Below are 16,688 nucleotides of genomic sequence, written 5' to 3'. Positions count from 1 at the left end.
GCGTCGCCGATCATGCGCGGGATCATCCTGGCCGGGGGCACCGGCAGCCGCCTCTTCCCGATCACCCAGGCGGTCAGCAAGCAGCTGATGCCCGTCTACGACAAGCCGATGGTCTACTACCCGCTCTCCACGCTGATGATGGCCGGGGTGCGCGAGGTGCTGGTCATCACCACCCCGGGCGACCAGGAGGCCTTCCGCTCGCTGCTCGGCGACGGCACCCGGCTGGGCATGCGGATCGAGTACGCCGTCCAGCCCCGTCCCGAGGGGCTCGCGCAGGCCTTCCTCATCGCCGCCGACTTCATCGGGGACGCCTCGGTGGCCCTCGTGCTCGGCGACAACATCTTCTACGGCGCCGGCCTGGGCACCGCGCTGGCCCGGCAGCCGGACCCCGACGGCGGGCACGTGTTCGCCTACCACGTGGCCAACCCGCAGGACTACGGCGTCGTCGAGTTCGACGCCGATCGCCGGGTGCTCTCGATCGAGGAGAAGCCCGCGCACCCCAAGAGCCCGTACGCGGTGCCGGGGCTCTACTTCTACGAGTCCGGCGTGGTCGACGTCGCGCGCGGCATCACGCCCAGCGCCCGGGGCGAGCTGGAGATCACCGCGGTCAACGAGCACTACCTGCGGCAGGGCCGGCTGCGGGTGACGGTGCTCGACCGCGGCACGGCCTGGCTGGACACCGGGACGTTCACCTCGCTGCGGCAGGCCACCGAGTTCGTCTCCGTCGTCGAGGAGCGGCAGGGCCTCAAGATCGGCTGCATCGAGGAGGTCGCCTGGCGGCAGGGCTGGCTGGACGACGACGGGCTGCGCCGGGCCGCCGAGCCCCTGGGCAAGAGCGGATACGGCGACTACCTGCTCCGCCTGCTCGACGCCCCGCTGGCCTGAAGCGGGCCCCTAGATCCGGCGGTGGTTGGTCGGCGCGTTCCGCGGGCCGAACCGCGGCGCCCGCGCGACGCCCCCGGCCAGCAGCAGCCGCACCACCCGCTGCCGCTGCCCGCGCCAGGGCTCGAGCAGCGCCATCATCGTGTCGTCGTCGGTCCGCGCGGCGCCGGTCAGCGCGAAGCCCACCTGGTTCTTCAGGTGGTAGTCGCCGTAGCTGACGGTGTCCGGGCAACCGAACACCCGCTGCACCACCTCGGCCGCCGTCCAGACCCCGATGCCGGGCACCACCTGCAGGCGCCGGCGCAGCTCGGCGCAGGTCCGGTCGTCGGCCGGTTCCAGCCGTGACGCGACGCCGGCGACCGCCCGGAGGGCGCGGCGGCGCGCGCCGTCGAGGCCGCAGCGGTGCCACTCCCAGTCGGTCACGTCCAGCACCCGCCGCGGCGAGGGGATCACCCGCATGCCCTCCGGCGCCGGCCCCGGCGCCGGGTCTCCGGCCAGCCGCAGCAGTGCCCGCCACACGCGGTGCGCCTCGATCACGGTGACCTTCTGCTCGAGGACGGCGGGTACGAGCGCGTCCCAGGTGCGGCCCGTGCGGCCCAGGCGCAGCCACGGCGTGGTGCGGTGCAGCCGGGCGAGCAGCGGGTGGTCGCCCGGCTCGAACTCCTCCGGCCGGTCGTCGGCGCCCAGCCAGCCGGGCACCCGGGCCCCGGCCCACTCGGCGCCCGGCCCCCACGCGGTGATCCGGACCTCCCCGGCCCGGACCGCGAGGTGCGCGGTCGCGGGCCCCTCGGGCGTGCTGACCGCGCGCCAGGTGCCGTCGTCGGTGTGCCGCAGGGTGGGGTCGCCGCTGCTGCGCTGGTGCGGGAAGAGGGCCCGGCGGACGTCCAGCGGCCAGTGCGGCCGCCAGACGTCGGTGAACGCCGGGGCGTCGAGGAGGGTGGTGCTCAGGAGGTGCTCCCCGGGGAAGAGGACCCGGCCACCCGGGGGCGGCGGGGCGGGGTCAGCGAGGGGCCATCCGGAGCGCGCCGTCCATCCGGATGACCTCGCCGTTCAGGTAGCCGTGCTCGACGATGTCCAGGGCCAGCTCGGCGAAGTCCGCCGGGCGCCCGAGGCGCTTGGGGAAGGGTATGCCCGCCGACAGGCTCTGGCGGGCCTCCTCGGGCAGGGTGCCCAGCAGCGGCGTGTCCACCAGGCCGGGTGCGATGGTGCACACGCGCACGCCCACGCCGGAGAGGTCGCGGGCCGCCGGCAGGGTCATCCCGACGATGCCGCCCTTGGACGCCGAGTAGGCGATCTGCCCGATCTGGCCGTCGTAGGCGGCGATCGAGGCGGTGTTCACCACGACGCCGCGCTCGCCGTCCTCGCCGGGCTCGGTGGCGGCCATCGCGGCGGCGGCCAGCCGGAGGACGTTGAAGGTGCCGACCAGGTTGACCATCACGGTGCGGACGAACGGGTCGAACTCGTGCGGCACGTTGCCCTTGCCCACGGTGCGCTGGGCCCAGCCGATCCCGGCGCAGTTGACCGCGATCCGCAGCGGCCGGTCCTTGCCGGTGGCTTCGGCGACCGCCGCCTCCACCGACGCCGGGTCGGTGACGTCGGTGCGGACGAAGGTGGTGTGCCCGCCCAGCTCGGCGGCGAGCTGCGCGCCCTTCTCCTCCTGCAGGTCGAGGATGGTCACGGCCGCGCCCCGCGCGGTCAGGGCGCGCACCGTGGCCTCGCCCAGCCCGGAGGCCCCACCGGAGACGACAGCGGCGACGTCGAAGTCCTTCATGACCCGCAGGCTAGCGACGCGGCTCAGCTGAACCGCGGCCCGTGCTGCTCCTCCACCGCGCCGAGCAGCTGCTTGACCCGCTCGGCCTCGCCGACCGGGCAGACCATCGTCACGTCCCGGGTGTGCACGACGACGCTGTCGCGCACACCGACGAGGGCGACGAGGTGCTCGGGGTCGTCGCTGAAGACGATGTTGCCCGCGCTGTCGAGCGTCACCGCCAGGCCGCGCACGGCGTTCTCCCCCACCGTCTCCAGGGTGGCTGCGAGCGCCGGCCACGAGCCGACGTCCAGCCAGTCGACGTCCAGGTCGGCCACGAGCACCCGGCCCGGCTCGCCGGCCGCCGGCTCGAGGACGGCGTAGTCGACGCTGATCTTCGGCAGCGTCGGGAAGACCTCGGCCAGGACGGCGTCGCGCTGCGGGCCGGCCGGGGCGGCGACGATCCGCGCCAGCCCCTCGGCCGACGCCGGGAGGTGGTCGGCCAGCGCGTCGAGGACGGTCCGGGCCCGCCAGACGAACATGCCCGAGTTCCACAGGTACTCACCCGAGGCGAGGTACTGCTCGGCGGTGGCGCGGTCGGGCTTCTCCCGGAAGGACGCCGCCTCCGCCACGCCGGGCACCTCGGTGGCCGCGCCGCGCTGGACGTAGCCGAACCCGGTCGCCGGGGCCGTGGGCCGGATGCCCAGCGTGACCAGCGACCGGGGGCGGGCCGCGAGGGCGTCGTAGGCCGTGGTCAGCGCGACGGCGAACCGCTCGACCGGGCGGATGACGTGGTCGGCGCTCACGACGGCGAGCTCGGCGTCGGGGTCGACGTCGGCCACCAGCGCGGCGGCCAGGCCGACGGCGTTGGCGGTGTCCCGCGCGACCGGTTCGAGCACCAGCCGGTCGGCGCGCAACCGCGGCAGGGCCGAGCGCACCTGGTCGCCGTAGCGGGCCGCGGTGCACACCCAGATCTGCTCCGGGGGCAGCACCGCCTCCAGCCGGGCGAAGGCCTCGGCCAGGAGGCTGTGGGCCGCCCCGCCCGCACCGTCGCTGACGACGTCGAGCAGCTGCTTGGGCCGACCGCCGCGGGACAGCGGCCACAGCCGCGTTCCCGAGCCGCCGGCCATGATCACCGCGTGCCGCACAGAGCCACCCCTCTCCGGGCGCCGGCCGCCCGTCGATCCCATCCTGCTCTGCCGGTGAGGCCGGGTTGAACGCCCCAGCGGGTGAACCTGATTGCGCTCCGCCAGCGCGCTCGGGCACGGTGTGACGACGCGCGTCACGAGGGCAGGGGCACGAGGGCCCACCCCAGGGGAGGCGGGGTGGGAGAGGGCGATGAGGAAGAAGGCTGCCTACGTTCGGCGCATGGCAAACGACTCGGCCTCCCCGCCTGCGACCGGGGCGACGGCCACCGCAACCGACGCCGCCGGGTCCGTGGACGTGTCGAACCCCGAGACCGCGCGAGAGGCGAGCCTCGACGAGCAGTCCCCGGGCCGCAGCGTCACCGTGCTGCAGCGCGTGCTGATGCCGCGGCCCAGCGACCCGGTCAAGGTCCGCTCGCTGTACCTGGACGAGCGGGCCGGGGAACGTGTGGACGACCTCGACCGCAGTGCGGCCGTCGTCCCCGCGGGCCACGAGGTCTCGTTCGCCACCTACTTCAACGCCTTCCCGGCCGGCTACTGGCGCCGGTGGACGACGTTGTCGACCGTCGTCCTCGAACTCCTCGTGACCGGACGCGGGCGCATCGACGTCTACCGCTCCAAGGCCGACGGCAGCATCGTCCACGTCACCGGCCTGACCACCGGCGGGGATGAGCGGACGCTCTCGTTCGACCTGGACCTCACCCCCTTCGAGGACGGCGGCTGGTACTGGTTCGACGTCACCGCGGGCAAGGACCCGGTGACCGTCCACCGGGCCGCGTGGACCACGCCCGAGTCACCCCGCAACGAGGTCCGTCCCGCGGTCGGGGTGTGCACCTACAACCGCCCCGAGGACTGCCTCGCGGCGCTGGCCACCCTGGCCGCCGACCCGTTCGTCCTGGGCCAGGTGGAGCGGGTCTTCGTGGCCGACCAGGGGGATCGAAAGGTGCGGCGGGCTCCGCGTCACGCCGAGGTGGACTCCGCCCTCGGCGGACGCCTGCAGATCTTCGAGCAGCCCAACCTCGGCGGGAGCGGCGGCTTCGCCCGCGTGATGTCCGAGACGCTCGCCTCGACCGGGCTCACGCACGTGCTGCTGCTCGACGACGACGTCCAGCTGGAGCCGGACAGCATCGCGCGGGCCTGCGCTTTCGCGCGCTACACCAAGTGGCCGACGCTGGTGGGCGGCCAGATGCTGGCCCTGCAGGATCGGTCGGTGCTGCACGCGGTCGGCGAGGTCGTCGACCGGGACAAGTTCTTCTGGCGCGCGGCTCCGCACACCACCTACGGGCACGACTTCAGCCAGGAGAGCCTGCGCGAGTCCCCGGACCTGCACCGGCGCATCGACGTCGACTACACGGGGTGGTGGATGTGCCTCATCCCCCGCGAGGCGCTCGATCAGGTCGGGTTGGCCCTGCCGCTGTTCATCAAGTGGGACGACGCCGAGTACGGACTCCGGGCCGGTGAGAACGGGATCCCCACGGTCACCCTGCCGGGCATGGCCGTGTGGCACCTGTCGTGGTCGGACAAGGACGACACCAGCGGGTGGCAGGCGTACTTCCACGTCCGCAACCGGCTCATCGCGGCGGCGCTGCACTCCCCCCACGAGCGCGGCGGCACCCTGCTGCGGGACACGTTCAAATTCGACCTGAAGTTCCTGATCATGATGCAGTACGGCAACACGGCGCTGCACCACCGCGCCTACGAGGACTTCCTCGCGGGTCCGAGCCGGCTGTTCCAGAACCTGCCGACGGCGCTCCCGAGCGTGCTGCGCCAGCTGAAGGACTTCCCCGACGGGACGGTGCTGTCCTCCTCCGCCGACGTCGCGCCCGCGCAGCTCGGGGCACTGCGCGCCGAGCCGCTGCTCACGCCACCGGTGCGGCGGCCGGCGATCGCGATCACCTTGGTCAAGGGCCTGGTCCACAACATGCGGCAGCCCGATCCCGAGGCCCGCGAGCGACCGCAGATGAACGTCAGCGCCCAGGACGCCCAGTGGTTCCTCCTGTCGCGCCTGGACAGCGCCACGGTCGCCACGGCCGACGGTCGCGGGGTGACGATGCGCTACCGCGACCGGCGGCTCTTCCTCCGTCTGCTGTGGCGCTCGGTCCGGCTGCACCGCCGCCTCCACCGGTCGTTCCCGGCGTTGCAGCGGGAGTACCGGGCGGCCCTGCAGGACCTCACGTCACCCCGGGCCTGGTCGGCGATGTGGAACGTCGTGGCCGAGGTGGACGACGGGACCGGAGGCACCCGTCCGCGTTCCGCGGCCGCCCGCCACTTCCGTTCCGCCGCCAGGCGCTGACCTCCGTCGGGCCTGGGCGCGGCGGGCGCCCCGGCCCAGGCCCTCGGCCCGGCGCTGGAAGCGCGCACCCGCGGCCACCCGGCCGCTGACGTAGGACACGAGCATCCGGGCAGCGAGCCCGCCGCGGAGGGCCAGCCGCAGCGGCGTGTGCCGGCGGAGCGGGTATCGGCCGGACAGGTAGCGCAGCGCGCTGGTGTGATGCACCCGCTGCATGCGGTGCGGCTCGCGGCGGGTGGCGTGGCCCCCCTCGTGGGTGACCACCGCCGTCGGCGCGTAGACGTGCAACCAGCCCCGCCGGCTCAGCCGCTCGGCGAGGTCGACGTCCTCGAAGTACATGAAGTAACCGGGGTCGAAGCCGCCGACCGACCAGAACGCGGCGACGTCGACCAGCAGGCAGGAGCCCGACAGCCAACCGGCCGGGCGCTCCCGCGGGGCCTCCCGCTCCCGCCGGTACCGGGCCGTCCACGGGTTGCCGGGCCACACCCAGCCGAGCAGGGCGTGCCCGGCGCCGGTGGACAACCGGGGCAGGTCGCGGGCCGACGGGTAGAGCTCGCCCTCGGGGGTGCGGATCGCCGGGCCGACGGTGGCCGCGCGCGGCCACCGGGCAGCGACGGCCAGCAGCTCGTCGATCGACCCGGGGTCGAACCGCACGTCGGGGTTGGCGACGACGGCGTACCCCTCGGTGACCCCGGCCAGCCCGGCGTTGACCGCGGCGCCGTAGCCGATGTTGCCGCCGGTGCGCAGCAGCCGGACGTGCGGGTGCTGTGCCGCCGCCCGCTCCGGAGCGCCGTCGGTGGACCCGTTGTCGGCCAGGACGACCTCGACCGGCCGCGCCGTCGCCTGCGCCAGCGAGTCGACGAAGCCGACGAGGGCATCGCCGGGCGAGTACGTCACCGCGACGACGCGCAGCGGGCCTGGGGATGGGTCGCTCACGCCGGACGACCCTACGAGGTGGACGGCGCGCAGCGCCGCCCGCGGGCCTCCGGCGGGGTCGGCGAGGAGACCCTTGTGACGCTTGGGACGAGGGGGACGGTTTCGTCCCACCGTGAGTCCGATTCCCCCGGATGAGCCGGGTCGGTCTCTCCCCCGCCGGTACAGTCGCAAGGCGTGACTTCAGCCAGTCCTGACCTCGTCGTCGTCGGCTCCGGCTTCTTCGGCCTCACGGTCGCCGAGCGCGTGGCCAGCCAGCTGGACAAGCGGGTGCTCGTGCTCGACCGCCGCGACCACATCGGTGGCAACGCCTACTCCGCACCCGAGCCCGAGACCGGGATCGAGGTGCACGTGTACGGCGCGCACCTGTTCCACACCTCGAACGAGCGCGTCTGGGAGTACGTGAACCAGTTCACCGAGTTCACGAACTACCAGCACCGGGTCTTCAGCATCTACCAGGGCCAGACCTACTCGCTGCCGATGAACCTGGCCACGATCTGCCAGTACTTCGGCAAGAGCTTCTCCCCCGAGGAGGCCCGCGCCCTCGTTGCCGAGCAGGCCGCCGAGTTCGACACCTCCGAGGCCAAGAACCTCGAGGAGAAGGCGATCTCGCTGATCGGCCGCCCGCTCTACGAGGCGTTCATCCGCGGGTACACGAAGAAGCAGTGGCAGACCGATCCGACCGAGCTGCCCGCCGCGGTCATCGCCCGGCTCCCGGTCCGCTACACCTTCGACAACCGGTACTTCAACGACACCTACGAGGGTCTGCCGAAGGACGGCTACACCGCCTGGCTGCAGAAGATGGCCGACCACCCCAACATCGAGGTGCGGCTGTCCACGGACTACTTCGACGTCCGCGACGAGCTGCCGGCCGACGTGCCGACCGTGTTCACCGGTCCGATCGACAAGTACTTCGACTACGAGGCCGGCGAGCTCGGCTGGCGGACGCTGGACTTCGAGACCGAGGTCCTGCCGATCGGCGACTTCCAGGGGACCTCGGTCATGAACTACGCCGACGAGGACGTGCCCTTCACCCGGATCCACGAGTTCCGGCACTTCCACCCCGAGCGCGCCTACCCCGCCGACAAGACCGTCGTCGTCCGCGAGTACTCCCGCTCCGCCGAGTCCGGCGACGAGCCGTACTACCCGATCAACACCCCCGAGGACCGCGCCAAGCTGGAGCGCTACCGCGAGCTGGCCACGAAGGAGGCCGCGGAGAAGCGGGTGCTCTTCGGCGGTCGGCTGGGTACGTACAAGTACCTCGACATGCACATGGCCATCGGCTCGGCCCTCAGCATGTTCGACAACCGCATCCGCCCCTTCTTCGACCAGGGTGGCTCGCTCGACGGCCGCCTGGAGGACTGAATGCCCACGACGACCGCTCTCGCCCCTGGCGGACGCTCCGTCCCGGAGGACCACCGGTGACCGACCCGCACGACCAGACCGGCGCTCACCGGGTGTTCGAGATCCTCCACGAGCCGGACTGGTTCACGGGACTCTCCCTCCGAGAGGCCCGACTCCTGGACGGGGCGCTGGCATTCCACTGCCTGGCCCGGCCGGGCGAGCGGATCCGGGCCACTGTCCTCCGGACGGAGGGACCCCACTTCCCCTCGTTGACCGACCAGCGCACGTCCACGATCGAGTGGGGCGACGACCGGACCGTCGTCGGGACCATCGAGGCGCAGGCCAGCGGTCAGCCCGTGTCGACGACCGGCGTCGTCGACGTGGTGCTCGACCTCGGCGGGCCGCCCGAGACGCTCATGAGGATCGAGCACCCCCCTGGCCGCCTGTACGCCGCCCGGGACGCGGTCCGCCGGCGCGCCCCGGTGGCCTTCGACGCCGTTCGCCAGCTGCGCACCGACCGCCTGGAGAACCGACGGCTCTCCCGGCCCATCCCGCGCGTGGGCAGGCTGCACAACACGAACGTCGGTTCCTCGCGCGGGTCCACCAAGGCGGTGCTCTTCGGCCTGCACTGGCTGGAGCTGGGCGGTGCGGAGAGGTGGGCCGCCGAGACCATCGGGATGGCCCGGCAGGCCGGCCTGCTGCCGGTCGTGCTCAGCGACCGCCCGTCGGGCCACCCCGACATCGTGCGCTCGGTCTTCGACGACGCGCTGGTCATCCCGCTCACCCACCCGATGCAGGGCACCCAGGAGTCCGGGCTGCTGAGCCAGCTGTTCGGGCGCTTCGACATCCGTGGCGTGCACATCCACCACTGCACCTGGCTCTACCAGCGGCTGCCCTGGATCCGGGCCCAGTACCCCGGCACCGAGTTGATCGACTCGCTGCACGTCCTGGAGTGGCGCACCGGCGGCTTCGTGGACATCGCCCTGCGGATGTCCAACGTGATGGACGCCCACCACGTCATCTCCCCGCAACTGCGGGACTACCTGGTCGACCGGCAGGGTCTGCCCCGCGAGAAGATCAGCCTGGCGACCCTCGCCGACCTCACCGTCGACCCCTCGGCTGGGCGGGCAGCACCCGCGCCCAGCCGAAAGCCCGGCGATCCCATGACCGTCGCCTTCGTCGGCCGGTTCACCCAGCAGAAGCGCCCCTACCTGTTCCTGCGCCTGGCCGCCCGGCTCCGGGACCGTCTCGGGGACCGCGTGCGGTTCGTCATGCACGGGGACGGCGAGCTCGCCGCCGACGTCGGGTCCGATCGAGCTCGTTTCGGGCTGGCCGGGACGCTCGAGCTGCGTGGAGCCGACCGGGCGGTCTCCGACACGCTGGACGAGGCCGACGTCCTCGTCATCAGCTCGGACAACGAGGGCGTGACGCTGACCTCCTTCGAGGCCGACGCGCACGACGTCCTCGTGGTGAGCAGCGACGTCGGCTCCCAGGCCTCCGTCGTGCACCCCGAGCTGCTCCTCCCCCGCGCGACCGTGCCCTTCCTGCGTGCCGCCGAGCGCACGCTGGTCTCCATCTGCGAGGACGACGCCTTCACGACCCGATTGCTGGCCGAGCAGCGGGCCCGGGTCGACGCGTTCGCAGCTCTTCCCCGCGCCCGGGACTGGACCCGGGAGCTCTATGAAAGGTGGGCCTCTTGACCACGACGAACGTGGCCGCGGTCATCGTGACCTACAACCGCGCCGACAAGCTGGGCAAGGTGATCGAGCAGGTCCTCGCCCAGGACCGCCCGGCCGAGCAGGTCATCATCGTGGACAACGCCTCCACGGACTCCACGGCGGAGGTGCTCGCCGCCTACGAGGACCGGCCCACCGTGCGCATCGAGCGGCTGACCACCAACACCGGTGGCGCAGGCGGGTTCGCCCACGGCATGTCGGTGGCCTACGAGCGCGGCGCCGACTTCGTCTGGATCATGGACGACGACTGCTACGCCGACACCGACGCGCTGCGCGTGCTCCTCGACGGCCACGCCTCCGCCGAGGCGAACATGGGCATGCGCCTGCCGTTCGCCTGCTCCGTCGTCCGGTGGACCAACGGCGACATCTGCGAGATGAACAACCCCGAGCCCACGTGGGACTGGGGCAAGCTGCTGGTCCGGGGCGAGAACACCGTCCTGGTCAACTCCTGCTCGTTCGTCTCCGTCATGTTCCCGCGGTGGGCGATCACCCAGTTCGGCCTGCCGCTCGCGGAGTACTTCATCTGGTTCGACGACCAGGAGTACACCCGGCGGCTCACCGCCGCCGGCCCCGGCGTCCAGGTGCTCCGCAGCACGGTCACCCACGATCTCGGCGTGAACCGGGGCGTGAACTTCGGTGACGTCAGCGAGGGCAACATGTGGAAGTTCGAGTACGGCGTCCGCAACGAGGCGTCCTTCCGCTGGCACCACGAGGACCCGTTCGCGGCCCTTCGCTTCGCCCAGCGCCTGTACACCGGGCTCAAGGGCGGGAAGGTGCCGTGGCGGCTGCGCCGCCGACTGGCGCGCAAGTTCATCGAGGGCGTCCGCTTCGACCCGAAGCCGGCCTTCCCCCGCACCGTCCTCTGACGATCTCCGAGACGACGAGAGCCGCCGGCCCCTGGGGGGCCGGCGGCTCTCGTCGTCTCGGGGTATACCGTCAGCTGTCCCAGGGCGTGGTCAGCACCGTGGCCACCAGCTGCTCGTGGTCGAGGCTGTAGGCCTCCCAGCGGTAGGTGACGCCGGTCTGCTCGACGAACTCCATCCAGGCCTTGTGCTCGTGGCCCTGCCAGCCCGGGTAGTTGAAGTACTCGTCGAACACGACGACCGACCCCGGCCGCAGCCGGCGGCCCAGCGCGTCGAGCACGGTGCGCGTCGAGGAGTACAGGTCGGCGTCCAGGTGGAGGAAGGCCACCGGCCCGTCGTTCTCCTCGACGAAGCTCGGCAGGGTGTCCTCGAAGAGACCGACCACGAGCTCGGCGCCGGGCACCTCGGGCAGGGACTCCTGCTTGAACGTCCCGGCCGGGAAGTCGCTGCGCCACGTCTCCGGCAGGCCGCTGAAGACGTCGAAGCCGACGACCTTCCGGCCGGTGCACCGTTCGGCGATGATCCGCAGGGTCGTGCCCTGGCCGACCCCGAACTCGAGGGCCATGCCCGGGGTCTCCCCCACCAGGTCCAGGCCGTGCCGCAGCGTGTCGTGGGGGGCCGGGTACCGCGGCAGTTCGGGCATCTCGTCGAGGATGAAGCGCGTCGTCTCCTGCAACGCCAGGACGTCACCGGCGAAGCCGATGTCGCGGCGGTGGCGGTGCTCGAAGCCGGCGACCGCGGCCTGCAGCCGCAGCACTTCCGCCTTCAGCTCCTCCAGCTGCCGCGTGACCTCCTCGGCCCGCTTCTCCGCGTCCCGACGACCGGCTTCGGCCGCGTCGAGCACCGACTGGACGAGCGCCCGGGTCTCCTCCGGCCGCGACTCGCCGACCGCGTCCCGGGCGGCCTCGCGGACGGCGTTGATCAGCTTGCCGCGCACGGCGACCTTGGCCCGCTCGATCATGGGTCCCCTCTCGTGGGTCATCTGCGGTCCCCGGGCATCGCGAAACGCTCGCGCCGGCCGTCCCGGGTGAGTGCCAGCCAGTCCCGCAGCCCCCGGAGGTCCCGCCGGCTGAGGAAGAACCAGCCGAAGCGGACGAGCTCCAAAGGGAACAGCCAGCGCATGCCGGGCTGTGCCATGAGGTACCCGCGGTTGCGGTAGGTGAAGTAGCGCTTGGCCTCGTCGCTGGGGTACTGGGCGGACAGGCGCCCGCCGAGGATGGGGAGGAACTCGTCGCCCCCCTGCGGGTGCACGTAGGTCGCCCGCAGGGTGGTGCCGAACCGCAGGCCGGACCGGCGCAGCCGCCGGTGGATCTCCGTCTCGTCACCACGGATGAACAGCCGCAGATCGGGGACGCCGACCGCGCGGAACGCCTCTGCGCGGAAGAGTGCCCCGTTGAACAGCGACGCGTACGAGGGCAGGAACTCGTCGGTCCCGAAGTCGTCGACGGAGCCCCTCCAGCGCAGGCCACGACGGAGCGGGAAGGCCAGCCGCCGGGGATCGGCCTCGTCGACGACGGCCGGTGAGATCTCGGCGAGGCCCCGGCGCAGGGCCTCCTCCACGAGCGTGGCCAGCACGTCGGGGCCACCCGGACGGCCGTCGTCGTCGGCGCACCACACCCAGTCCGCGCCGAGCGACAACGCGGTCAGCAGGCCCAGCGCGAACCCGCCGGCGCCGCCCAGGTTGGTCTCCGACGGCACGTAGACCGTTCGGAGGGGGCAGTCGCGGACGACCGCCTCGGTGGCGTGGTCGGCCCCGTTGTCGACCACGACGATCGCACCGACGGCGCGGGTCTGTCCGACGACGGCCTGCAGACTCTGCCGCAGCAGCTCGGTCCGGTGCCGCGTGACGATGACGGCGACGACCAGGTCGCCGCCGGTGGGGCGAGCGGCGGTCACGCCGCGCCGTGCCCCTCGTCCACCCACGCGTCGGGACCCTTGTAGGCGAGCAGGATCTCCTTCAGCGAGCCCTGCTGCTTCACCCGGCCGTGCTCCATCCAGATCGCACTGGTGCACAGCTGCCGCAGGAACTCATCGGAGTGGGAGGCGAAGACGAGGAGGCCGGCACGGTCGACCAGGTCGCTGAGCCGGTCGCGTGCCTTCTCCAGGAAGGCGGCGTCCACCGCGCCGATGCCCTCGTCCAGCAGCAGGATCTCCGGGTCGATGCTCGTCACGACGCCCAGGGCCAGGCGCACGCGCATGCCGGTCGAGTACGTGCGCAACGGCATGGAGAGGAAGTCCCCGAGTTCGGTGAACTCGGCGATGTCGTCGACCCGCTCCTCCATCTGCTTGCGGGTCATGCCGAGGAAGAGGCCCCGGATGAGGATGTTCTCGTAGCCGGAGATCTCCGGGTCCATGCCCACACCGAGGTCGAACACCGGCGCCACCTTGCCCTGCACCTCGGCGGACCCGCGGGTCGGCTCGTAGATGCCGGCCAGCAGCCGCAGCAGGGTGGACTTGCCGGCGCCGTTGTGCCCGACCAGGCCCACGCGGGCGCCGTGGTCGAGATCCACCGTGATGTCGCGCAGGGCCTGGATGATCGGCACCTTGGTGTCGCTGGAGATGTTGCCGCCGACGAGGCCGAGCACGGTCTTCTTCAGGGACCTGCTCTTGGCGTCGAAGATGGGGAAGTCGACCGACGCATCCCGCGTCGTGATGCTGACCACGAACCGTGCCTTTCTGTCGGCTGCTCGGGCGGGGCGTCAGACCCAGTAGGCCACGCGTGCCCGGTAGCGGCGCATGACGACGAGGGCCAGGGTCCAGCCGACGACGGTGATCACCAGGACGACCACCCAGTGTCGCACCTGCTGGTCGGCCCCGAGCAAGGGCGCCCGGATGATCTCGATGAAGTGGAGGAAGGGGTTGAACTCGGCCAACCGCGCCCGCTCGGCGACGGCGGGGTTCGGGCTGTTGAGGAAGTCGTCGTAGATCCACACGATCGGCGTGAGGAAGAACATCAGCTGGACGATGCTCTGCGTGATCGGCGTCAGGTCGCGGAACCGCGTGCTGACGATGCCCGCCAGCAGGGCCACCCACGCGCCGTTGACCACGAGCAGCACGAACGCCGGGATCGCGGCGAGGGCGGTCCACTTCAGCGGCTGCGGGAAGATCACGAGCATGACGGCGTAGACGATCAGGTTGTGCAGGAAGAACAGCACCTGCCGCCACACCAGCCGGTAGACGTGCACGCTGATCGGCGAGGGCAGGTGCTTGATCAGGCCCTCGTTGGCGATGAACACCTCCGAGCCCTCGTTGATGCACCCGGCGATGAAGCCCCAGACGATGAAGCCCACGAGGATGTACGGGAGCTGCTCCTCCAGCGGGTTGTTGAACAGCCCCGCGTAGAGGATGCCCAGGGCGACCGCGGTGACCGCCATGCTGAGGGTGATCCAGATCGGGCCGAGCAGGGAGCGGCGGTAGCGCTGCCGGATGTCCTGCCAGCCCAGGTGGCCCCAGAGCTCGCGGTGACGCCATCCGATCTGGAGATCCGAGAGGGTCTTCGCCATGGACGTGGGGGTGGTACGGGCCGAACGCACGCGGGGGACGGTACCCGCCGCCGGTCTCGCGGCGGCGCAGGAGCGGGGCACGCGGGACGGGTCCGTCTCACGTGTGACCAACCAGTCCCACGGGCCCGGTCCGCCCCACGAGCAGCACCCCCGGAGGGGCTCCAGAGGGCCGATCAGCCGGCCGGACCGGACCGCAGGGCCGGGTCGGCCAGCGCCGCCCGCAGCGCCGTCCGCCACGGCAGCGGGGCGGGCAGCCCCGCGGCGAGCCAGGCACTGCCGTCGAGGACGGAGTACGCCGGGCGGGGCGCCGGGCGCGGGAAGGCCGCCGTCGTGGTCGGGCTGACCAGGCGGGGGTCGGCGCCGAGCTCCTCGTAGACGGCGCGGGCAAGCCCGAACCAGCTGACCGCGCCGGCGTCGGTGCGGTGGAGGACCGGCGGCACCGCGTCCGGGCGGGCGCCGAGGTCGACCAGCCCGGCCGCCAGCCCGGCGGACCAGGTGGGTGAGCCGACCTGGTCGTCGACGACCGACACCGGCGCGCCGGCGGCGGCGCGCCCGGCCATCGTGCGGACGAAGTTGCCGCCGTGCGCGCCGTAGACCCACGAGGTGCGGACGACGACGGCGTCCCCGCCGGCCGCCGCGACCGCCCGCTCCCCCGCGACCTTGGTGCGCCCGTACGCCGACCGCGGCGCGGTGGGCGCGTCCACGGGGTAGGGCTCGCGCGCGGTGCCGTCGAAGACGTAGTCGGTGGAGACGTGCACCAGCCGCCCGGCGCCCGCCAGCTCCTCGGCCAGCCAGCCCGGCGCCCGGCCGTTGACCAGCAGCGCCGTCTCCTCGTCGGTCTCGGCGGCGTCGACGGCGGTGTGGGCGGCCGCGTTGAGGACGACCGGCCGCAGCCCCCGGCCGCGGGCGCCGGCCAGCCAGTCGCGCAGCACGGCACGCACCCCCGCCTCGTCGGTCAGGTCGACGTCGGCGCGGCCGAGCGCGGTGACGGCATCCCCCGGGCGCCCGGCCAGGACCGCGAGCAGGTCCCCGCCGAGCTGCCCGCGGGCGCCGGTGACCAGCCAGGCGGTGCCGGTCATGCCCGGGCGGTGGCGGCCGCCGCCTTCAGCGGCTCCCACCAGGCCCGGTTGTCCCGGTACCACTGCACGGTGAGCGCGAGGCCCTCCTCGAAGGTCATCCGCGGCGCGTAGCCCAGGGCCGCGGTCTTCGAGTAGTCGACGGAGTAGCGCAGGTCGTGGCCGCCGCCGCGGGGGTCGACGATGTGCTCCACGTAGCTCCAGTCGCGGCCGGTGGCCTCGAGCAGCTTCTCGGTGAGCTCCCGGTTGGACAGCTCCCGGCCGCCACCGATGTTGTAGAACTCGCCCGGCCGGCCCTTCTCGAGCACCAGCTGGATCCCGCGGCAGTGGTCGTCGACGTACAGCCAGTCGCGGACGTTGGTGCCCTGGCCGTACAGCGGCACCCGCTCCCCGTCGAGCAGGTTGGTGACGAACAGCGGGATGACCTTCTCCGGGAAGTGGTACGGCCCGTAGTTGTTGCTGCACCGGGTGATCGAGATGTCGAGGCCGTACGTCCGCGCATACGCGCGGGCGACGAGGTCGCCGCCGGCCTTGGCCGCCGAGTAGGGCGAGTTCGGCTCGAGGAAGTGGTCCTCGGTCCAGGACCCCTCGTCGATCGAGCCGTACACCTCGTCGGTGGAGACGTGCACGACCCGGCGGACGCCGTGCCGCAGCGCGGCCTCGAAGACCTGCTGGGCGCCGAGCACGTTGGTGAGCACGAACTCCGACGCGCCGGAGATGGAGCGGTCGACGTGCGACTCGGCGGCGAAGTTGACCACCACGTCGTGTCCCGGGAGCGCGGCGTCGAGGTCGGCGGCGCTGCAGATGTCACCCCGGACGAAGCGGTACCGGGAGCTGTCGGCCACCGGGGCCAGGTTCGCGAGGTTGCCGGCGTAGGTGAGCTTGTCGAAGACGGTCACCTCCGCGTCCTCGTAGCCCGGGTAGCCACCGCCGAGCAGGGTCCGGACGTAGTGGGACCCGATGAAGCCCGCTCCACCGGTGACAAAGACGCGCATGGCCCCGATCCTGCCGTGACCGGGTGTCCAGGTCATCCTCACGAGGTGTGACGTCTGCGCACGGTGGGAAGAGGGGCGACGGTCGTTCCCGGTGAGACGGGACGGTCCCGTGTCGGACCCGGTCGGGCGACCGTCCGCGTGGCTACCCTGGCTGTCGCCGACCTGCGTCGGCGC

15 protein-coding genes are annotated in these 16,688 nt (G+C 72.5%); 5 read left to right on the top strand and 10 right to left on the bottom strand.

Annotated features, from left to right (window positions below; translation table 11 throughout):
- The first annotated feature begins 12 nt into the window (after nucleotides 1-12).
- Complete coding sequence (rfbA, locus tag MY526_RS13685) at nucleotides 13-885, top strand: glucose-1-phosphate thymidylyltransferase RfbA (protein ID WP_436692673.1); 873 nt, start codon at nucleotides 13-15, stop codon at nucleotides 883-885.
- A gap of 9 nt (nucleotides 886-894) precedes the next feature.
- Here rfbA and MY526_RS13680 read toward each other — a convergent pair whose 3' ends face one another.
- From MY526_RS13680 to MY526_RS13670, 3 genes are all read right to left on the bottom strand, one after another.
- On the bottom strand, nucleotides 895-1,581 hold the full coding sequence (locus tag MY526_RS13680; RefSeq protein WP_436692672.1) for a DNA-3-methyladenine glycosylase family protein: 687 nt from the start codon (nucleotides 1,579-1,581) through the stop codon (nucleotides 895-897).
- A gap of 301 nt (nucleotides 1,582-1,882) precedes the next feature.
- Nucleotides 1,883-2,653 carry an SDR family NAD(P)-dependent oxidoreductase gene (locus MY526_RS13675; RefSeq protein WP_436692671.1) on the bottom strand — a complete coding sequence of 257 codons (771 nt, stop codon included), beginning with the start codon at nucleotides 2,651-2,653 and terminating at the stop codon, nucleotides 1,883-1,885.
- Between the two features lie 23 nt (nucleotides 2,654-2,676).
- Complete coding sequence (locus tag MY526_RS13670; RefSeq protein ID WP_436692670.1) at nucleotides 2,677-3,777, bottom strand: mannose-1-phosphate guanylyltransferase; 1,101 nt, start codon at nucleotides 3,775-3,777, stop codon at nucleotides 2,677-2,679.
- Between the two features lie 220 nt (nucleotides 3,778-3,997).
- On the opposite strand from MY526_RS13670, the gene MY526_RS13665 reads away from it, so the two are divergent.
- Nucleotides 3,998-6,067 (top strand): glycosyltransferase, encoded by a 2,070-nt coding sequence (locus MY526_RS13665; RefSeq protein WP_436692669.1) that lies wholly within the window; start codon nucleotides 3,998-4,000, stop codon nucleotides 6,065-6,067.
- Here the strand turns inward: MY526_RS13665 and MY526_RS13660 are convergent.
- A complete protein-coding gene (locus MY526_RS13660; RefSeq protein ID WP_436704093.1) occupies nucleotides 5,951-7,000 on the bottom strand; it encodes a glycosyltransferase family 2 protein in 1,050 nt (349 codons plus the stop codon). The genes MY526_RS13665 and MY526_RS13660 overlap by 117 nt on opposite strands.
- A gap of 174 nt (nucleotides 7,001-7,174) precedes the next feature.
- Between MY526_RS13660 and glf the strand changes: the two genes are divergently transcribed.
- The 3 genes from glf to MY526_RS13645 are packed head-to-tail and all read left to right on the top strand — an operon-like array spanning nucleotide 7,175 to nucleotide 10,943.
- Complete coding sequence (gene glf, locus MY526_RS13655; protein WP_436704092.1) at nucleotides 7,175-8,362, top strand: UDP-galactopyranose mutase; 1,188 nt, start codon at nucleotides 7,175-7,177, stop codon at nucleotides 8,360-8,362.
- A gap of 56 nt (nucleotides 8,363-8,418) precedes the next feature.
- Nucleotides 8,419-10,041 (top strand): glycosyltransferase, encoded by a 1,623-nt coding sequence (locus MY526_RS13650; protein WP_436692666.1) that lies wholly within the window; start codon nucleotides 8,419-8,421, stop codon nucleotides 10,039-10,041.
- Entirely contained in the window at nucleotides 10,038-10,943 is a 906-nt protein-coding gene (locus tag MY526_RS13645) for a glycosyltransferase family 2 protein (protein ID WP_436692665.1), read from the top strand. Before MY526_RS13650 ends, MY526_RS13645 begins: the two co-directional genes overlap by 4 nt.
- 70 nt (nucleotides 10,944-11,013) lie before the next feature.
- Here the strand turns inward: MY526_RS13645 and MY526_RS13640 are convergent, their stop codons facing one another.
- The 6 genes from MY526_RS13640 to rfbB form a co-directional block, all read right to left on the bottom strand.
- Nucleotides 11,014-11,922 (bottom strand): class I SAM-dependent methyltransferase, encoded by a 909-nt coding sequence (locus MY526_RS13640; RefSeq protein WP_436692664.1) that lies wholly within the window; start codon nucleotides 11,920-11,922, stop codon nucleotides 11,014-11,016.
- Nucleotides 11,919-12,836 (bottom strand): galactofuranosyltransferase GlfT1, encoded by a 918-nt coding sequence (glfT1, locus tag MY526_RS13635; RefSeq protein ID WP_436692663.1) that lies wholly within the window; start codon nucleotides 12,834-12,836, stop codon nucleotides 11,919-11,921. The genes MY526_RS13640 and glfT1 overlap by 4 nt, the downstream gene beginning before the upstream one ends.
- Nucleotides 12,833-13,603 carry a galactan export ABC transporter ATP-binding subunit Wzt/RfbE gene (wzt, locus tag MY526_RS13630; RefSeq protein ID WP_436692662.1) on the bottom strand — a complete coding sequence of 257 codons (771 nt, stop codon included), beginning with the start codon at nucleotides 13,601-13,603 and terminating at the stop codon, nucleotides 12,833-12,835. The genes glfT1 and wzt overlap by 4 nt, the downstream gene beginning before the upstream one ends.
- A gap of 36 nt (nucleotides 13,604-13,639) precedes the next feature.
- Nucleotides 13,640-14,443: a galactan export ABC transporter permease subunit Wzm/RfbD gene (gene wzm / locus MY526_RS13625; protein WP_436704091.1), complete on the bottom strand. Its 804-nt coding sequence runs from the start codon at nucleotides 14,441-14,443 to the stop codon at nucleotides 13,640-13,642.
- Nucleotides 14,444-14,616: 173 nt separating this feature from the next.
- Entirely contained in the window at nucleotides 14,617-15,522 is a 906-nt protein-coding gene (gene rfbD / locus MY526_RS13620) for a dTDP-4-dehydrorhamnose reductase (RefSeq protein WP_436704090.1), read from the bottom strand.
- Complete coding sequence (rfbB, locus tag MY526_RS13615; protein WP_436704089.1) at nucleotides 15,519-16,514, bottom strand: dTDP-glucose 4,6-dehydratase; 996 nt, start codon at nucleotides 16,512-16,514, stop codon at nucleotides 15,519-15,521. Before rfbB ends, rfbD begins: the two co-directional genes overlap by 4 nt.
- Nucleotides 16,515-16,688: the final 174 nt, after the last annotated feature.

The sequence above is a fragment of the Geodermatophilus sp. CPCC 205761 genome, assembly GCF_051383655.1.
Taxonomy (GTDB): domain Bacteria; phylum Actinomycetota; class Actinomycetes; order Mycobacteriales; family Geodermatophilaceae; genus Geodermatophilus.
This window is presented reverse-complemented; position numbering and strand designations above follow the sequence as displayed.

Excerpts from the sequence above, each read along its gene's own strand:
- rfbA (WP_436692673.1), top strand. The coding sequence starts at position 13 with ATGCGCGGGATCATCCTGGCCGGGGGCACCGGCAGCCGCCTCTTCCCG.
- MY526_RS13675 (WP_436692671.1), bottom strand. The coding sequence starts at position 2,653 with ATGAAGGACTTCGACGTCGCCGCTGTCGTCTCCGGTGGGGCCTCCGGG.
- MY526_RS13665 (WP_436692669.1), top strand. The coding sequence starts at position 3,998 with ATGGCAAACGACTCGGCCTCCCCGCCTGCGACCGGGGCGACGGCCACC.
- MY526_RS13640 (WP_436692664.1), bottom strand. The coding sequence starts at position 11,922 with ATGACCCACGAGAGGGGACCCATGATCGAGCGGGCCAAGGTCGCCGTG.
- wzm (WP_436704091.1), bottom strand. The coding sequence starts at position 14,443 with ATGGCGAAGACCCTCTCGGATCTCCAGATCGGATGGCGTCACCGCGAG.
- rfbD (WP_436704090.1), bottom strand. The coding sequence starts at position 15,522 with ATGACCGGCACCGCCTGGCTGGTCACCGGCGCCCGCGGGCAGCTCGGC.
- rfbB (WP_436704089.1), bottom strand. The coding sequence starts at position 16,514 with ATGCGCGTCTTTGTCACCGGTGGAGCGGGCTTCATCGGGTCCCACTAC.